14 protein-coding genes are annotated in these 16010 nt (G+C 72.9%); 7 read left to right on the top strand and 7 right to left on the bottom strand.

All coding sequences use genetic code 11. The annotated features are described in order from the left end of the window. Window positions 1-183: 183 nt before the first annotated feature. The 6 genes from ACFYMO_RS17255 (at window position 184) to ACFYMO_RS17230 (ending at window position 8697) form a co-directional block, all read left to right on the top strand. On the top strand, window positions 184-2748 hold the full coding sequence (locus tag ACFYMO_RS17255) for a SulP family inorganic anion transporter (RefSeq protein ID WP_388547183.1): 2565 nt from the start codon (window positions 184-186) through the stop codon (window positions 2746-2748). Window positions 2749-3158: 410 nt separating this feature from the next. Then, window positions 3159-5126 (top strand): acetate--CoA ligase, encoded by a 1968-nt coding sequence (acs, locus tag ACFYMO_RS17250; protein ID WP_366773356.1) that lies wholly within the window; start codon window positions 3159-3161, stop codon window positions 5124-5126. 209 nt (window positions 5127-5335) lie between these two features. After that, window positions 5336-6871, top strand: coding sequence for a Na+/H+ antiporter NhaA (nhaA, locus tag ACFYMO_RS17245; protein WP_366773355.1), 1536 nt, complete (start codon window positions 5336-5338; stop codon window positions 6869-6871). A 99-nt stretch (window positions 6872-6970) separates the two neighbouring features. Beyond that, on the top strand, window positions 6971-7441 hold the full coding sequence (locus ACFYMO_RS17240; protein ID WP_019355556.1) for a phage holin family protein: 471 nt from the start codon (window positions 6971-6973) through the stop codon (window positions 7439-7441). Continuing rightward, complete coding sequence (locus ACFYMO_RS17235) at window positions 7438-8382, top strand: alpha/beta hydrolase (protein WP_366773354.1); 945 nt, start codon at window positions 7438-7440, stop codon at window positions 8380-8382. The genes ACFYMO_RS17240 and ACFYMO_RS17235 overlap by 4 nt, the downstream gene beginning before the upstream one ends. A 129-nt stretch (window positions 8383-8511) precedes the next feature. Continuing rightward, window positions 8512-8697, top strand: a complete 186-nt coding sequence (locus tag ACFYMO_RS17230; RefSeq protein ID WP_366773353.1) for a hypothetical protein — start codon at window positions 8512-8514, stop codon at window positions 8695-8697. A gap of 141 nt (window positions 8698-8838) precedes the next feature. On the opposite strand, the gene ACFYMO_RS17225 is transcribed toward ACFYMO_RS17230, so the two are convergent. From ACFYMO_RS17225 to nth, 3 genes are all read right to left on the bottom strand, one after another. Then, window positions 8839-10038, bottom strand: coding sequence for a MarP family serine protease (locus tag ACFYMO_RS17225; protein ID WP_366773352.1), 1200 nt, complete (start codon window positions 10036-10038; stop codon window positions 8839-8841). Between the two features lie 211 nt (window positions 10039-10249). Then, on the bottom strand, window positions 10250-10942 hold the full coding sequence (locus ACFYMO_RS17220; protein ID WP_366773351.1) for a CoA pyrophosphatase: 693 nt from the start codon (window positions 10940-10942) through the stop codon (window positions 10250-10252). A 41-nt stretch (window positions 10943-10983) separates the two neighbouring features. Then, complete coding sequence (gene nth, locus ACFYMO_RS17215; protein ID WP_388547176.1) at window positions 10984-12126, bottom strand: endonuclease III; 1143 nt, start codon at window positions 12124-12126, stop codon at window positions 10984-10986. Between the two features lie 265 nt (window positions 12127-12391). On the opposite strand from nth, the gene ACFYMO_RS17210 reads away from it, so the two are divergent. After that, complete coding sequence (locus ACFYMO_RS17210) at window positions 12392-13066, top strand: Crp/Fnr family transcriptional regulator (RefSeq protein WP_019355551.1); 675 nt, start codon at window positions 12392-12394, stop codon at window positions 13064-13066. A 256-nt stretch (window positions 13067-13322) separates the two neighbouring features. On the opposite strand, the gene ACFYMO_RS17205 is transcribed toward ACFYMO_RS17210, so the two are convergent. The 4 genes from ACFYMO_RS17205 to ACFYMO_RS17190 form a co-directional block, all read right to left on the bottom strand. After that, window positions 13323-14153, bottom strand: coding sequence for an MBL fold metallo-hydrolase (locus ACFYMO_RS17205; protein ID WP_388547173.1), 831 nt, complete (start codon window positions 14151-14153; stop codon window positions 13323-13325). Then, complete coding sequence (locus ACFYMO_RS17200) at window positions 14150-15034, bottom strand: NUDIX hydrolase (RefSeq protein WP_366773348.1); 885 nt, start codon at window positions 15032-15034, stop codon at window positions 14150-14152. Before ACFYMO_RS17200 ends, ACFYMO_RS17205 begins: the two co-directional genes overlap by 4 nt. Before the next feature lie 337 nt (window positions 15035-15371). Continuing rightward, entirely contained in the window at window positions 15372-15836 is a 465-nt protein-coding gene (locus tag ACFYMO_RS17195; RefSeq protein WP_019355548.1) for a RidA family protein, read from the bottom strand. Continuing rightward, window positions 15833-16000 (bottom strand): DUF4177 domain-containing protein, encoded by a 168-nt coding sequence (locus ACFYMO_RS17190; protein WP_388547408.1) that lies wholly within the window; start codon window positions 15998-16000, stop codon window positions 15833-15835. Before ACFYMO_RS17190 ends, ACFYMO_RS17195 begins: the two co-directional genes overlap by 4 nt. Between the last annotated feature and the right edge of the window lie 10 nt (window positions 16001-16010).

Here is a 16010-nt window from a genome sequence, read left to right as displayed (position 1 = left end):
AGACGTTAATAAGACAAATAGGACAAGCGGCTTTTTTGGCACTGTTCACTCGATGGGTGGAACCGTGACCACCAGGCCCCACTCCGCACTTCGCCAAGCCTTTACTTGGCATTACTGTTCTTTTACTCCCGACGGGGAGTGACGAGAGCGTCGCGCACAGTGCCGACCTCGGGAGGAGTCGCGATGTCCCACCGCCCCCCGGTGCTCAGCGGTCCCAGGGCCGCCCCGGACCACCCGACCCCGCGCCAGCGCTGGTCGGCTGACCTCTCCGCGTCCGTCACCGTCTTTCTCATCGCCCTCCCGCTCTCTCTCGGCATCGCCCTGGCCGCCGGAGCACCGCTCCAGTCCGGGCTGGTGGCCGCGGCGGTGGGCGGAGTGGTCTGCGGACGGCTCGGAGGCGCCCCGCTGCAGGTCACAGGACCCGCAGCCGGACTGACGGTGATCACCGCGGAACTGATCCAGCGGTACGGCTGGCAGACCACCTGTGCGATCACCGTCCTGGCGGGGGGCGCCCAGGTCGGCCTCGGCTTCCTGCGCGTGGCCCGCTCCGCGCTGGCGGTGAGCCCCGCGGTCGTGCACGGCATGCTGGCCGGGATCGGGTGCACCATCACACTGGCCCAGCTCCACGTGATGCTCGGCGGCGATCCCGACAGCTCGCCGCTCACCAACGCGCTGGAACTGCCCGGCCGGATCACCGCGGTGCAGCCCGCCGCGCTCTCCGTCAGCAGCCTGACCGTGGTCGTGCTGCTCGCCTGGCCCCGGCTGAAGCAGTACGGGGGCGCGATCGGCGCGGCCGCGGCGCGCGTGCCCGCCGCGCTGGCCGCGGTCTGTCTGGCCACCCTTGCCGCGGTGCTGGCCGGCGCCGGGCTGCCCCGCGTCGACCTGCCCTCCTGGCGTTCGCACGCACTTCCCGAACTGCCGGAGGGCCCGGTGCTCGGACTGGGCACGGCGGTCCTGACGCTCACTCTGGTGGCCAGCGTGCAGGCACTGCTGGCGGCGGTCGCGGCCGACAAGCTCACGGCCGCGCGCGAGGCCGGGAGCCGGGTGCCGCGCAGCGACCTGGACCGGGAGCTGCGCGCGCACGGCGTCGCGAACGCGGTGTCGGGCGCGCTGGGCGGACTGCCGGTCACCGGAGTCGCGGTCCGCAGCACGGCGAACATCGCCGCCGGCGCCGTCAGCCGGAACTCGGCCCTGCTGCAGGGCGTATGGGTGCTGCTGGCAGCCGGGCTGCTGGTCGGAGTGCTGGAGCTGATCCCGCTGGCGGCGCTGGGGGCGCTGGTGATGGTCGTGGGCGTGCGGATGATCAACCTCGGCCACATCAGAAAAGTGGCACGGCACCGCGAGGCGGTGGTCTTCGGTGCCACATCGGTCTCGGTGGTGCTGCTGGGTGTGCTGGAGGGGGTCGGTGTGGGCATCGCGGTGGCCGTGGTGCTGGCACTGCACCGGCTGGCCCGGGCCCGGATCGACGTGGCGCACGACGCGGTCGGCGGGCCCGGGTCCGCGGCACGGCCCCGGGACGGCTACCGGGTCGTGGTGCGGGGGCAGTTGACGTTTCTCGCGGTGCCGCGGCTGAGCCGGGCGCTGGCCCAGGTGCCCGAGGGGGCGAAGGCAGTCGTGGAACTGGAGGGATCGTTCATGGACCATGCGGCGTACGAGGCGCTGGAGGACTGGCGGGCCACGCATACGGCCGCAGGGGGCGAGGTCGAGGTCAGCGGGCACGGCGGGGCGGACATCGGGGAACCCGCCACCGCGCATGTGTGCACGCCGTGGACGCCGTGGCGCAACCACCAGTGCACCCGTCCGGCCCCGTCCGGGCCGGAGAACTCCTCCGACGCTCCCGGCCGCGGCGGCCCCTCTCCCGGCCCTCTCGGCACGGCTCCCGGCAGCCGCTTGGAATCCGGCGGCTGCGGCGGCACGGCGCGCGACGGGCAGGACGCGCCCCGGACGGCGGGGGCGGGCGGAGCCGCGGGCCCGTCCGACGCGAGCGGCACCGGGAGCACGCCGGGGGCCGGCCCCGCCCGGGTGGGGCGCGGGGAGGACGACGCGCTCCTCTCCCACCGCGGGCAGCTGCTGGGCGGGGTGCGGAACTTCCAGCGCAGCACGGCGCCACTGGTGCGGGACGAGCTGGCGAGACTGGCGCGCGAGGGGCAGCGGCCCTCGCAGCTGTTCCTCACCTGTGCCGACTCGCGCGTCGTCACCAGCATGATCACCTCAAGCGGTCCTGGCGATCTGTTCACCGTCCGGAACGTGGGGAACCTGGTTCCGCCGCCCGGCGGGGAGCGCGGCGACCAGTCGGTGGCGGCGGCGATCGAGTACGCCGTGGACGTGCTGCGGGTCGCCTCGGTGACGGTGTGCGGGCACTCCGGCTGCGGTGCCATGCAGGCGCTGCACACCGCCCCGGCGGACGCCGCGGAGACCGCCGGGACGCCGCTCGGCCGCTGGCTGCAGCACGGCCGCCCGTCCCTGGAGCGGTTCCGCACGGCGGCCGGGGGCGCCCCGCGCCTCGCGGACCGGGAGACGGCCGACCCGCTCGAGGCGCTCTGCCTGACCAACGTCGTCCAGCAGTTGGAGCACCTGGCGGCGCACGCGTGCGTGGCCCGGCGGCTCGGTGAGGGCACCCTCGAACTGCACGGCATGTACTTCCACGTCGGCGAGGCACAGGCGTATGTGCTGGACGCGCCGGCCGGGGACGCCCTCGCGCCGGAGCCGGTGTTCGCCGCCGTCCGGCCCGACCCCGTCGTCCTGTGAGCCGCCGATGACATCAGCCGCCGCGCCCGGGGCCGCCGGCCGCGCCGCGGGGTTGTGGAGAGGGGGCGGTGGGCTTCCGGCCAGGGGCCGGGGCAGTCGGCGCCGGGCGGCTCCACGGGCCGCCGGAGCCGCCTGAGAACTGCCGGTCCGCTGTGGGTGAGCTGCCGACGGGACAGCGCGCAACAGGGGGCGCCGCCGGGCGATTTCGTCGCGCGGAGGCGCCCCGCGGCGTGCGGGAACGCGGCACACTCCGATGTGGCGCGGGACGACACGCAACCACTCCCGGAATGCCGCTGTACCCAGCAGGGTCCGAGGTGCCAGGATCACCCGGGGGTTGACCGGGCTCCCGCGATCACTAAGCATGCCAGTTATCAGGTATTGGTCTACACCACTTGCCGACGGGAGCCGACATGAACGAGAGTCCTTCCCTCTCCAACCTGCTCAAGGAGGAGCGCCGGTTCGCGCCGCCCGCCGAGCTGGCCGCGAACGCCAACGTGACCGCTGCGGCGTACGAGCAGGCCGAGGCCGACCGGCTGGGCTTCTGGGCCGCACAGGCACGGCGGCTGTCCTGGGGCACCGAGCCGACCGAGACGCTGGACTGGTCGAACCCGCCCTTCGCCAAGTGGTTCAAGGACGGCAAGCTCAACGTCGCCTACAACTGCGTGGACCGCCATGTGGAGGCCGGTCACGGCGACCGGGTCGCCATCAACTTCGAGGGCGAGCCGGGCGACACCCGCACCCTCACCTACGCCGACCTGCAGCGCGAGGTCTCACAGGCCGCCAACGCGCTGACCGAACTCGGCGTGCAGGCGGGCGACCGGGTCGCCGTGTACATGCCGATGATCCCGGAGACGGTCGTCGCGATGCTGGCGTGCGCCCGGATCGGAGCGCCGCACTCGGTCGTCTTCGGCGGCTTCTCCGCCGACGCGCTGGCCACCCGGATCGAGGACGCGGACGCCCGGGTCGTCATCACCGCAGACGGCGGCTACCGCAAGGGCGCCGCGTCCGCACTCAAGCCCGCGGTCGACGAGGCGCTCACCCGGCCGGGCACCGAGAAGGTCCGCAACGTCCTGGTCGTCAAGCGGACCGGCCAGGAGGACATCGCGTGGCACGAGGAACGCGACCTGTGGTGGCACGAGGTGGTCGGCCGCCAGTCCGAGCAGCACACGCCGCAGGACTTCGACGCCGAGCACCCGCTGTTCATCCTGTACACCTCGGGCACCACGGGCAAGCCGAAGGGCATCCTGCACACCACCGGCGGCTACCTCACCCAGGTCGCCTACACCTCGCACGCCGTCTTCGACCTCAAGCCGGAGACCGACGTGTTCTGGTGCACGGCCGACGTCGGCTGGGTGACGGGCCACTCCTACATCGTCTACGGCCCGCTCGCCAACGGTGCGACGGAGGTGCTGTACGAGGGCACTCCCGACTCGCCGCACAAGGGCCGCTGGTGGGAGATCGTGCAGAAGTACGGCGTCACCGTGCTCTACACCGCGCCGACGGCGATCCGCGCGAGCATGAAGTGGGGCGACGACATCCCCGCGAAGTTCGACCTGTCGTCGCTGCGCATCCTGGGTTCGGTGGGTGAGCCGATCAACCCCGAGGCGTGGGTGTGGTATCGGCACCACATCGGCGGGGACCGCACACCGGTGGTGGACACCTGGTGGCAGACGGAGACCGGCGGCATGATGATCAGCCCGCTGCCGGGCGTCACCGAGGCCAAGCCGGGCTCGGCGCAGGTACCGCTGCCCGGCATCTCGGCGACCGTCGTGGACGACGAGGCCAACGAGGTGGCCGACGGCGCCGGCGGCTACCTGGTGCTGACCGAGCCGTGGCCGTCGATGCTGCGCACCATCTGGGGCGACGACCAGCGCTTCCTCGACACCTACTGGTCGCGCTTCGAGAACAAGTACTTCGCGGGCGACGGCGCCAAGAAGGACGACGACGGCGATGTGTGGCTGCTGGGCCGGGTGGACGATGTGATGCTCGTCTCCGGGCACAACATCTCCACCACGGAGGTCGAGTCCGCCCTGGTCTCCCACCCCAAGGTGGCCGAAGCCGCGGTCGTGGGCGCGACCGATCCGCAGACGACGCAGGCCATCTGCGCGTTCGTCATCCTGCGCGGCGGCACGGCCGAGGACGGGGAACTGGTCGAGGACCTGCGCGCGCATGTCGCCAAGCAGCTCGGCCCGATCGCCAAGCCGAAGCGCATCCTGCCGGTCGCGGAGCTGCCCAAGACCCGCTCCGGAAAGATCATGCGCCGGCTGCTGCGCGACGTGGCGGAGAACCGGACGCTGGGTGACACCCAGACCCTCACCGACTCGTCTGTGATGGACCTCATCCAGTCCAAGCTGCCGAGCGCCGCCAGCGAGGACTGACGCCGCCGGCGCGGGCCACGCACCACCCGCACGGGGCCGTGCGGGCCCCATGGCGGGAGGGGCATCCGGACAACCGACCGGGTGCCCCTCACCCGTTTGGTTAGGCTGGCTGTGTCGCCTCCGCGAGGCGACAGGTCCGTGGGCGAGCCGGGAAGTCTGGTCGGCACACACCACAGGTGTGTCCGCGCCACCTTCCGGAGGCCCCCGCCATGACGCCGCCGCACCGCCCTGACCAGGGCACCGACCCCCAGCAGCCGGGACAGTCCCCCCGACAGGACGCGCAGCTCACCGCGCGGTCCGAGCACTCCGACGGGCGGGACGGAGAGACCGCCGACCGGCCCGAGACGTCCGCCGGGCGGGACGGCGGCCACCGTTCGGTCTTCCTCGGCAGGCTCCCACTCCGCGAACGTACGTTCCTGGCGGACGCACTCCGCACCGAGACGGTCGGCGGCACCCTGCTGCTGGCCGCCGCGGTCGTCGCCCTGCTGCTCGCCAACACCGGAGCCGGCGGCTTCTACCAGGACGTCAAGGACTTCCACTTCGGCCCCGAGGCACTCCATCTGAACCTCTCGGTCGCCGACTGGGCCAAGGACGGCCTGCTCACCCTGTTCTTCTTCGTCGCCGGGATCGAGCTCAAGCGGGAGCTGGTCGCGGGCGAACTGCGCGATCCGCGGGCCGCCGCCCTGCCGATCGTCTCGGCCGTGTGCGGTATGGCCGTCCCCGCGCTGGTCTATCTGGCCTTCGCCGCCGGGGGCGGGGACCTGCGCGGCTGGGCGATCCCGATGGCGACCGACATCGCCTTCGCGCTGGGGGTGCTGGCCGTGCTCGGCACCGGGCTGCCCTCCGCGCTGCGTGCCTTCCTGCTGACCCTGGCCGTCGTCGACGACCTGGGCGCCATCGTCATCATCGCGATCTTCTACTCGGCGGGCATCAGCTTCGGGGCGCTGGCGGGCGCCGTGGCCGGGCTGGCCCTCTTCTGGTTCCTGCACCACCGGGGGGTGCGCGGCTGGTACGTGTACGTCCCGCTCGCCCTCGTCGTGTGGGGGCTGATGCACGCCAGCGGGGTGCACGCCACGGTCGCCGGTGTCGCGATGGGCCTGATGCTGCGCTGCTCCCTGCGCCCCGGCGAGGAGACCTCACCGGCCGCCCGCATCGAACACCAGGTCAGGCCGCTCTCGTCCGGACTGGCCGTGCCCGTCTTCGCCCTCTTCGCGGCCGGCGTGACGGTCTCGGGCGGCGCGCTGGGCGACGTGTTCAGCAAGCCGGAGACGCTGGGCGTGGTGTTCGGTCTGCTCGCGGGCAAGACGCTGGGGGTGTTCGGCGGCGCGTGGGCCGCGGTGCGCTTCACCAAGGCCGAACTGAACCGCGAGCTGGGCTGGGCCGACGTACTGGCCATCGCCGCGCTGTCCGGCATCGGCTTCACCGTCTCGCTGCTGATCAGCGAACTGGCCTTCACCGACGATCCCGTGCTCGCCGACGAGGCCAAGGCCGCCGTGCTGATCGGTTCCCTGCTGGCCGCGGTGTTCGCCGGAATCATGCTCAAGATCCGGGCCCGCAGGCACCGTTCGCTGGTGGACGCCGAGAACCGGGACGAGGACGGCGACGGCGTCCCCGACGTGTACGAGGAGCACAACCCCGACTTCCATCTGCGGATGGCGACGCTCTACGAGGCGAAGGCGGCGGAGCACCGCAGGCTCGCCGAGGTGGCCACACGCCACGACGTGACGGACGATGGTCCGGCATGATCGGAGCCTGACCGGCCACCGCGAGGGAACCCCGCACGCAAGCCAGGGAACTCCGGGCCCGCACCGCGGCGGGCCCTCACTACCGCAAGGGAGACAGCGATGAGCGCAGCCGACGACGGCCGCAGCCTCGGCCAGTTGGTCGCAGCGGCGACCGCGGAGATGTCCGCACTGGTGCACGACGAGATCGCGCTGGCCAAGGCCGAGCTGCGACAGGACGTCAAGCGCGGCGTGCTGGGCAGCGGCGCCGCCCTGATCGCGGGGGTCTTCCTGCTCTTCGCGCTCCCCGTGCTGAGCTTCGCCGCCGCCTACGGCATCCACAACCTGGGGCTCGGCCTCGCCTGGTCGTTCCTGATCGTGGGCGGCGCCTTCATCGCCCTCGCGCTGCTCCTGCTGCTGCTGGCGCTGGCCAAGTTCAAGAAGGTCTCCAAGAGCAAGAGCCCGCAGAAGTCGGTGGCCTCCGCGAAGCAGACCGCCGCGGTCCTCTCGCACGCCAAGCCGCACCCGCGCGCGGCCGGGGACGGCGGCGAGGAGCACCCGCAGCTCCAGGGTGTGACACGCTCGTCCGTATGACGCTCGCAGACAGCCCGGCGGCGGTGATCCGTCCCGAGGGCCCCTGGACGCACCGGGACGTGGCAGCCAACGGAGCGCTGTTCCACATCGCCGAGATGGGTGAGGGCCCGCTGGTACTGCTGGTGCACGGTTTCCCGCAGTACTGGTGGGCGTGGCGGCACCAGCTCCCCGCGCTGGCCGACGCGGGCTACCGGGCCGTGGCGATGGACCTGCGCGGAGTGGGCGGCAGCGACCGTACGCCGCGCGGCTACGACCCGGCCAACCTCGCGCTCGATGTGACCGGTGTGATCCGCTCACTGGGCGAGCCCGACGCGGCACTGGTCGGGCACGACCTGGGCGGCTACCTGGCGTGGACGGCAGCGGTGATGCGGCCGAAGCTGATCCGCCGCCTCGTCGTCGCCTCGATGCCGCACCCGCGCCGCTGGCGGGCCGCCATGCTGGGGGACGTCCGGCAGACGGCGGCCGGCTCCTACATCTGGGGGTTCCAGCGCCCTTGGCTGCCCGAACGCCGGCTCGTGGCGGACGACGGCGCCCTGGTGGAGCGGCTGATCCGGGACTGGGCCGGCCCCCGGCCGCCCGGCCCGACCGGGGACGCGGGCGTCCTGGCGGTGGAGAACTACCGGCGGGCGATGTGCGTACCCTCCACGGCGCACTGCTCGGTGGAGCCGTACCGGTGGCTGGTGCGGTCGCTGGCGCGTCCGGACGGGATGCAGTTCTACCGCCGGATGAAGCGCCCGGTACGGGTGCCGACACTGCATCTGCACGGTTCACTCGATCCGGTGATGCGGACCCGGAGCGCGGCGGGGTCGGGCGAGTACGTCGAGGCCCCGTACCGCTGGCGTCTGTTCGACGGGCTGGGGCACTATCCGCACGAGGAGGACCCGGAAGGCTTCACCGGTGAGCTGGTGCACTGGCTGAGCGATCCGGAACCGGACCGCTGAGCCGGCGGCCGGAAGCCGGCTGTGCCCCCGTCCCCGGCGCCGGACAGCCGCACACATGTGCCCGGCGCATAGGCCGATTGCCGGATCCCGGGGCGATTACTGACCTTGGGGCGGGGGCAGGGACCCGGTATGGGGTTGACGCACGACTTCCGTGACGTGGCACGTAACCGCAGCCATCTGAGGTACCCGCGCGGCCGGGCTCTCCCGCGCGCCGCGACCCGGCTGCATCCCACCGACGCAGAGCTGGGCATTCCCCGCATCCTGCGTCGCCGCGCACGCTGGGTCAGCGCGAGACTGCGGCACAACCGCTCCTGATCCACCCCTGCCCTCACCGCCGTCGCCGCTGGCGTCTCGCCGTCGTCGCTGCCGTTGTCGGCGCGCGAGCCGCAGAGCTGTCCGGCCGGCCGGCTGGTCTGCCGGCGCCCCGGTGTGGTGCGGCAGGGCCGGGCTCGGCCGTCAGATGGCGCAGCCCTGGGTGTCCGCCTGCCGCTGGTCCGTGCGCCCGCGGGTGATGTCCGCACGGATCTCGTCGACACTGAGGGCGTAGCCGGTGCGGTCGTCGTCCAGGGACTTGGCGAAGATCACGCCGTAGACGCGGCCGTCCGGGGTGAGCAGGGGGCCGCCGGAGTTGCCCGGCCGGATCGCGGTGTAGAGCGAGTAGATGTCCCGGCTGACCGTGCCCCGGTGGTAGATGTCGGGGCCCTCCGCCTGCAGCCGCCCGCGCACCCGGGCGGAGCGGACGTCGTAGCCGCCGTTCTCCGGGAAGCCGGCCACGATCGCGTCGTCGCCGCTGTGCGGATCCCGCTTCGCGAAGCGCAGTGCGGGCGCGTTCAGCTCGGGAACGTCCAGCACCGCGATGTCCCGCTTCCAGTCGTAGCGCACGACACGGGCGCTGTAGCGCCGCCCCTCGCCGCCGATCTGCACGGTCGGCTGCTGTACGCCGCCCACGACATGCGCGTTCGTCATCACCCTGCCCTTCGAGAAGACGAACCCGGTGCCCTCCACCTCCTTCCCGCAACTCTGCGCCGTGCCGACGACCTTGACGATGCTGCGCTTGGCCCGCTCCGCGACGGGGCTGTGCGCCAGTTCGGGACTCGGCGGCGGGACGTCCTGGATCGGCTCCCTGGCGAAGGGTGAGAAGACCTGCGGGTAGCCGTTCTTGGCCAGCACGGAGGAGAAATCGTCGAACCAGGCGTTGGCCTGCTGCGGCATCACATGCGAGACGCCGAGCAGCACCCTGGAATTGCGCACCTCCTTGCCGAGCGTCGGCAGGGACGTACCGGCCAGCGCGGAGCCGATCAGCCAGGCGACGATCAGCATCGCGACGACGTTGACGAACGCGCCGCCCGTCGCGTCCAGGGCCCGGGCCGGGGTCCAGGTGATGTACTGCCGCAGCCTGTTGCCCAGATGGGTGGTGAGGGCCTGGCCGACGGAGGCACAGACGATGACGATGATCACCGCGGCTATCGCCCACCCCGTCCCCGGCCGGTCGCCGGAGGTGAACTGGTCCCAGAGCAGGGGCAGGACGAGCAGCGCGATCAGACCGCCCCCGAGGAACCCCAGGACGGACAGGACGCCGACGACGAAGCCCTGACGGTAGCCGACGAGCGCGAACCACACCGCAGCCACGATCAGCAGTACGTCCAGCACGTTCACCGAATCAGCCTCGCCTCGGGTCCATCCCGGCAGTCCATTCCCCCCGCTCCGGCAGCACTCGACACGCGGGCCGGACCGGTCCGAGCGCCGCCCCTGCGCCAGGGCCGGGGGCCGGGCGGCCGGCGTACGGCGACGGCACCCGGAGAGCGGAAGAGACACCGTCTCATGCGGGCGCGGGTGCGAGGGGCACGCGGGTCGTCGCTCGCGGGCGTCACGCCTTCCAGTCGAGCGGGATCCGGCGGTCGCGGTCCCAGGGGCGCTCCCACCCGGCGTAGTGCAGGATGCGGTCGATGAGACCGGCCGTGAACCCCCACACCAGCGCGGAGCCCACCAGGAAGGCGGGTCCTACGTGTCCGGCCGGGTGCACGGCCATCGCGCGGTTGCCGGGGTCGGTGAGGTCCGAGACCGGGACGGTGAAGACCCGGGCCGTCTCCGCCGGGTCCACCGGCGCCACCGGAGTGCGGCGGTGCCACCAGCCGAGCACCGGCGTGACGACGAATCCGCTCACCGGGATGTAGAGGCTGGGCAGTATCCCGAACACCTGTACGCCCGAGGGGTCGAGTCCGGTCTCCTCCTCGGCCTCGCGAAGCGCGGCACGCAGCCTGCCGTCCCCTTCCGGATCGCCGTCCTCCGGGTCCAGCGCCCCGCCCGGGAAGGAGGGCTGCCCGGCGTGCGAGCGCAGGCTGGAGGCACGCTCGATCAGCAGCAGTTCGGGGCCGCGCGGACCGTCGCCGAACAGCACGAGCACGGCGGACGGCCGACCACCGCCATCGCGCGGCGGCAGGAAGCGGCTGAGCTGGCTCGCCTCGACCCCCGCCGCCGCGTCGCTCACCGGAACGAGCCACTCCGGCAGTCCCTTGCCGCTGACCTCGATCGGCACCGCGGGCGCGGGACCGCCCGCCACCGGGCACTCCGCCGCATGGTCCGAGGACCGGCCGGGACCCGTCACCGAGCCGCCCCGGTCACGGAATCCGCGTCGGGGGTGGAATCCGAACCGGTGGCCGGTGCCCGCGAGGGCAGCGGTGGCGCGGGACGCCCCGGGTAGTCGGCCGGCGGCTTGAGCCGCTGGCCCGGCTGACCGCCCATCTCGTACTTGAGCAGCTTCTTCGCCTTCTCGGGGTCCGTCTCGCCCTCCCCGTAGGACGGGCACAGCTCGGCGATGGGGCAGGCACCGCAGGCGGGCTTGCGAGAGTGGCACACCCGGCGGCCGTGGAAGATCGTGCGGTGCGAGAACATCGTCCACTCGCTCTCCGGCAGCAGGTCGTCGATCTCCTGCTCGACCTTGACCGCGTCCGTCTGCTCGGTGAGCTTCCAGCGGCGCACCAACCGGCCGAAGTGGGTGTCGACGGTCAGCCCCGGGACGCCGAAGGCGTTGCCGAGCACCACGAACGCCGTCTTGCGGCCGACGCCGGGCAGCTTCACCAGTTCGTCCACCGAGCCGGGGACCTCGCCCCCGTGGTCGTCCCGCAGTGCCGCGGAGAGGCCGAGCAGGGACTTGGCCTTGGAGCGGAAGAAGCCGGTGGGACGGATCAGCTCCTCCAGCGCCTCCGGATCGGCCGCCGCCATGTCCTCCGGGGTGGGGTACGCGGCGAAGAGCGCGGGAGTCGTCTGGTTGACGCGCAGATCCGTGGTCTGCGCCGAGAGCACCGTGGCCACCAGAAGCCCGAACGGATTCTCGAAATCCAGCTCGGGGTGCGCGTAGTAGTAGACCTCGGCCAGTGCGCTGTTGATCCGCGCGGCCCGCTTCGCCCGGGCCGCCTGCGACTCCGGCTTGCTCCCGGACGCCTTCGCGGCGGCGGCCTTCTTGCTGGCCGCCTTCGCGGGGGCCTTCGCGGGGGCCTTGACGGGGGCCGCCTTCTTGGCGGAGGTCTTCTTGGCGGAGGCCGCCTTCGCCTCGGTCGCCTTCTTCGCCGGGGTCGCCTTCTTCGCGGGAGCCTTGCCGGTCGGGGCCTTCTTCGCGGCGGTCGCCCGCTTCGCCGCCGGGGCCTTCCCGGCCGCCTTGACAGCCTTGGCGGTGCCGGTTCCCCCGGCGGCCTTCCCGGCAGCAGCCTTCCGTGCCGGGGCCGCGGCCGCCTCCTGTTCGCTCACAGCGGAATCCTCCGTCGCCGTCACCCGCCCAGCCCCCTCTCTGTCCGTGCGCTTCCCGGGGTATTGGACACTCGGCCAGCGTAAAGGGGCTCACCGACATTCGTGGCACAGGCGGCGGATCCGGGACCCTAGCGCGCCCCGCGTTGGGGGCGACAGCATGCGTGCGTCAAACTTATGGCTGATTGCTGTGACTGATCGCATGGTTTCACCGTCCGGCATCATGGGTTCCACGGATCCCATGGGCAGGTCGACAAGGAGAGAACTCGTGGACGACGTTCTGCGGCGCGCCCCGCTCTTCGCGGCGCTCGATGAGGAGCAGGCCGCCGAGCTGCGCGCCTCCATGACGGAGACGACGCTCGCTCGCGGCGAGGCCCTCTTCCACGAGGGTGACCCGGGTGACCGCCTCTACGTGGTGACCGAAGGCAAGGTGAAGCTGCACCGCACCTCCCCCGACGGCCGGGAGAACATGCTGGCGGTGCTGGGCCCCGGGGAGCTGATCGGAGAGCTCTCCCTGTTCGACCCGGGTCCGCGGACGGCCACCGCCTCGGCGCTGACCGAGGTCAGGCTGCTGGGCCTGGGTCACGGCGACCTCCAGCCCTGGCTGAACGCCCGGCCCGAGGTGGCCTCGGCACTGCTGCGGGCCATCGCCCGGCGGCTGCGGCGCACCAACGACTCCATGTCCGACCTGGTCTTCTCCGACGTGCCCGGCCGGGTGGCCAAGCAGCTCCTGGACCTCTCCCGCCGCTTCGGCGTGCAGTCCGAGGAGGGCATCCACGTCGTCCACGACCTGACCCAGGAGGAGCTGGCCCAGTTGGTGGGCGCCTCCCGGGAGACCGTCAACAAGGCACTGGCCGACTTCGCCGGGCGCGGCTGGCTGCGGCTGGAGGCTCGTGCGGTGATCCTGCTGGACATCGAGCGGCTGGCGAAGCGCTCGCGCTGACCGCCGGAGACGCCGACCCGCCGGACCAGTGGGCCGGCGGTCCGGCGGCTTCGCCGGCCCGGGACCGACCGGCCGAACCGCTCGCGGATCCGTACGGCGTGACGCCGCCCGGGTGGCAAGTCAGGGGCGCTCTCCTTCGGAGGGCGCCCCTGACAGCGTGCGGAGTGGGGCGCCTGTCTCCCACGGCGTGCGGACGCGGCTCATGCCGCACGCGGCGCCGCACGGTCCCGTATCCGGTCAGCGGCGCCCCGGCACCTCACACCAGCCCGTGCTCGAACAGATAGTCGAGCTGGGCCCGCACCGACAGCTCCGCAGCCGGCCACAGTGATCTGTCCACGTCCGCATAGACGTGGGCCACCACCTCGGCAGCTGTCCGATGCCCCTGCTCGACGGCTGTCTCCACCTGTGCGAGCCGCTTGGCCCGGTGCGCGAGATAGAAGTCGATCGCACCCTGCGCGTCGTCGAGCACCGGCCCGTGACCGGGCAGGACGCGGCCCACACCGTCATCCACCGTCAGGGAGCGCAAGGCACGCAGCGAGTCGAGATAGTCGCCGAGCCTGCCGTCCGGATGTGCGACGACCGTGGTGCCCCGCCCGAGCACCGTGTCGCCGGTGAGCACCGCCGCGTCGGCCGGGAGGTGGAAGGAGAGCGAGTCGGCGGTGTGCCCCGGTGTGGGCACCACACGCAGTTCCAGTCCGCCCGTGGCCACGACGTCCCCCGCGCCGAGCCCCTCGTCGCCCAGACGCAGCGCCGGGTCGAGCGCACGGACCGGTGAGCCGGTCAGTTCGGCGAACCGCGCCGCTCCCTCGGCGTGGTCCGGGTGACCGTGGGTGAGCAGGGTCAGCGCGACCCGCTTGCCCAGCCGCTCGGCCGCCCCCACGACCCGGCGCAGGTGCGCGTCGTCCAGCGGGCCCGGGTCGATGACGACGGCGAGCGGGGAGTCGGGCTCGGCGACGATCCAGGTGTTGGTGCCGTCCAGCGTCATGGGCGACGGGTTGGGGGCCAGGACGCAGTGGGCACGGCTGCTGACCTGACCGCCCGGGGCGCCGCCGCGCGGCTGGCCGGGGAGTGCTGCCGCGTCGGTCATGAAGGATCGATCCTCTTGGTGAACTCGTCGTGTCCGGGCCAGCTCAGCACGATCTGGCCGCCCTCCAGGCCGGCGCGGGCGAGCACGGGTGCCAGGTCGCACCCTCCGGCCGCGGCCAGGGCCTCGGCCGCCGTCGGATGCGGAGCCAGTTGGCGCAGAGTGGCGATGGTGGGCGGCATCATCAGCAGTTCCCCCCGGTCGTAGCCCGCGGCGGCGTCCTGGGGGCGGACCCAGACCGTCCGGTCGGCCTCGGTCGAGGCGTTGCGGGTGCGCTGGCCCTCGGGGAGCGCGGCGACGAAGAAGTAGGTGTCGTAGCGGCGGGCCTCGAACTCCGGTGTGATCCAGCGGGCCCAGGCACCCAGCAGGTCGTCCCGCAGGACGAGCCCTCTGCGGTCCAGGAAATCGGCGAAGGACAGCTCGTGGGCGACGAGCGCCGCACGGTCCGCCTCCCAGTCCTCCCCCGTGGTGTCGGCGACGACGCTGTGCGGGTCGGGCCCGGCCAGCAGGACCCCCGACTCCTCGAAGGTCTCCCGGACAGCCGCACACACGATCGCCCGCGCCGTGGCCTCGTCCGTCCCCAGCCGCTCGGCCCACGAGGCGGCCGACGGCCCCGCCGCGTCCGCGCCGCGCGCGTCCCGCGGGTCGACGGAACCGCCCGGATACGCGTACGCGCCGCCCGCGAACGCCATCGAGGCGCGGCGCCGCAGCATATGGACGGCGGGGCCGTCCGGAGTGTCCCGCAGGAGCATCACGGTCGCGGCTCTGCGCGGGGTCACCGGGGTCAGCTCGCCCGCGGCCAGGGCGCGGATGCGCTCCGGCCACTCGGGCGGATACCACTGGCCGTTCCGGCCGGGCGGAGTGGACGACGACGAGGAGGACATGGCCGGATGCTACGGCCCGCCGCCCCGATGTTCGAGAGGCAGCGGGGTCACCTGCGACGGCGTACCGGGCACGGACGATGGCGGCGAGTACCGGCAGGCGCCGAGGGCCGACCGGCGGCGAGTACCGGCAGGCGCCGGGGGCGGGTCCGAACAACCCGCCCCGCCCCGGAGGCATGACTCGACCGAGCGGTCCCGAAGGCCGCGTCCAACCGGTCCGGCGCGCCGGCCGCACGTCAGCTCTCGCGCGGCAGTCCGGCGCGCCGGTGCCGTCCATACGGTCCGGCGCGCTCACGTGGTCCGTGCGGTCCGGCGCGCCCGGGTGCTCCGTGCGGTCGGTTCAGTCCGCCAGCTCGACCTGCATCTCGACCTCGACAGGCGCGTCCAGCGGCAGGACCGCCACTCCGACGGCGCTGCGCGCGTGGACGCCCTTGTCGCCCAGCACCTCGCCCAGCAGCTCGCTGGCGCCGTTGATGACACCGGGCTGCCCGGTGAAGTCCGGCGCCGAGGCGACGAACCCGGTGACCTTGACGACACGGGCGATCCGGTCGAGGTCCCCGGCCACGGACTTGACGGCGGCCAGCGCGTTCAGCGCCGCCGTGCGCGCCAGGTCCTTCGCCTCCTCGGGGGTGACCTCGGCGCCGACCTTCCCGGTCATCGGCAGGGTGCCCGACACCAACGGAACCTGGCCGGCGGTGTGGATGTACCGGCCGCTCTGCACCGCCGGGACGTAGGCACCGGCGGGGGTGGCGGTCTCGGGCAGCGCGAGCCCGAGCTGCGCGAGCCTGTCCTCGGCCGCGCTCACGCCTGCTTCTCCCGCTTCAGGTAGGCCACGAGCTGCTCGGGGTTGTTCGGCCCGGGCACGACCTGGACCAGTTCCCAGCCGTCTTCGCCCCAGGTGTCGAGGATCTGCTTGGTCGCGTGCACGAGGAGCGGCACGGTCGCGTACTCATACTTTACGGGTGACATCATGAACCCC

The organism is Streptomyces sp. NPDC007025, assembly GCF_042869455.1.
Classification (GTDB): domain Bacteria; phylum Actinomycetota; class Actinomycetes; order Streptomycetales; family Streptomycetaceae; genus Streptomyces.
The sequence above is the reverse complement of the archived record's forward strand: the minus strand, read 5'-3'. Positions and strand labels throughout refer to the sequence as shown.

Excerpts from the sequence above, each read along its gene's own strand:
- ACFYMO_RS17255 (WP_388547183.1), top strand. The coding sequence starts at position 184 with ATGTCCCACCGCCCCCCGGTGCTCAGCGGTCCCAGGGCCGCCCCGGAC.
- acs (WP_366773356.1), top strand. The coding sequence starts at position 3,159 with ATGAACGAGAGTCCTTCCCTCTCCAACCTGCTCAAGGAGGAGCGCCGG.
- nhaA (WP_366773355.1), top strand. The coding sequence starts at position 5,336 with ATGACGCCGCCGCACCGCCCTGACCAGGGCACCGACCCCCAGCAGCCG.
- ACFYMO_RS17240 (WP_019355556.1), top strand. The coding sequence starts at position 6,971 with ATGAGCGCAGCCGACGACGGCCGCAGCCTCGGCCAGTTGGTCGCAGCG.
- ACFYMO_RS17235 (WP_366773354.1), top strand. The coding sequence starts at position 7,438 with ATGACGCTCGCAGACAGCCCGGCGGCGGTGATCCGTCCCGAGGGCCCC.
- ACFYMO_RS17230 (WP_366773353.1), top strand. The coding sequence starts at position 8,512 with ATGGGGTTGACGCACGACTTCCGTGACGTGGCACGTAACCGCAGCCAT.
- ACFYMO_RS17205 (WP_388547173.1), bottom strand. The coding sequence starts at position 14,153 with ATGACCGACGCGGCAGCACTCCCCGGCCAGCCGCGCGGCGGCGCCCCG.
- ACFYMO_RS17200 (WP_366773348.1), bottom strand. The coding sequence starts at position 15,034 with ATGTCCTCCTCGTCGTCGTCCACTCCGCCCGGCCGGAACGGCCAGTGG.
- ACFYMO_RS17190 (WP_388547408.1), bottom strand. The coding sequence starts at position 16,000 with ATGTCACCCGTAAAGTATGAGTACGCGACCGTGCCGCTCCTCGTGCAC.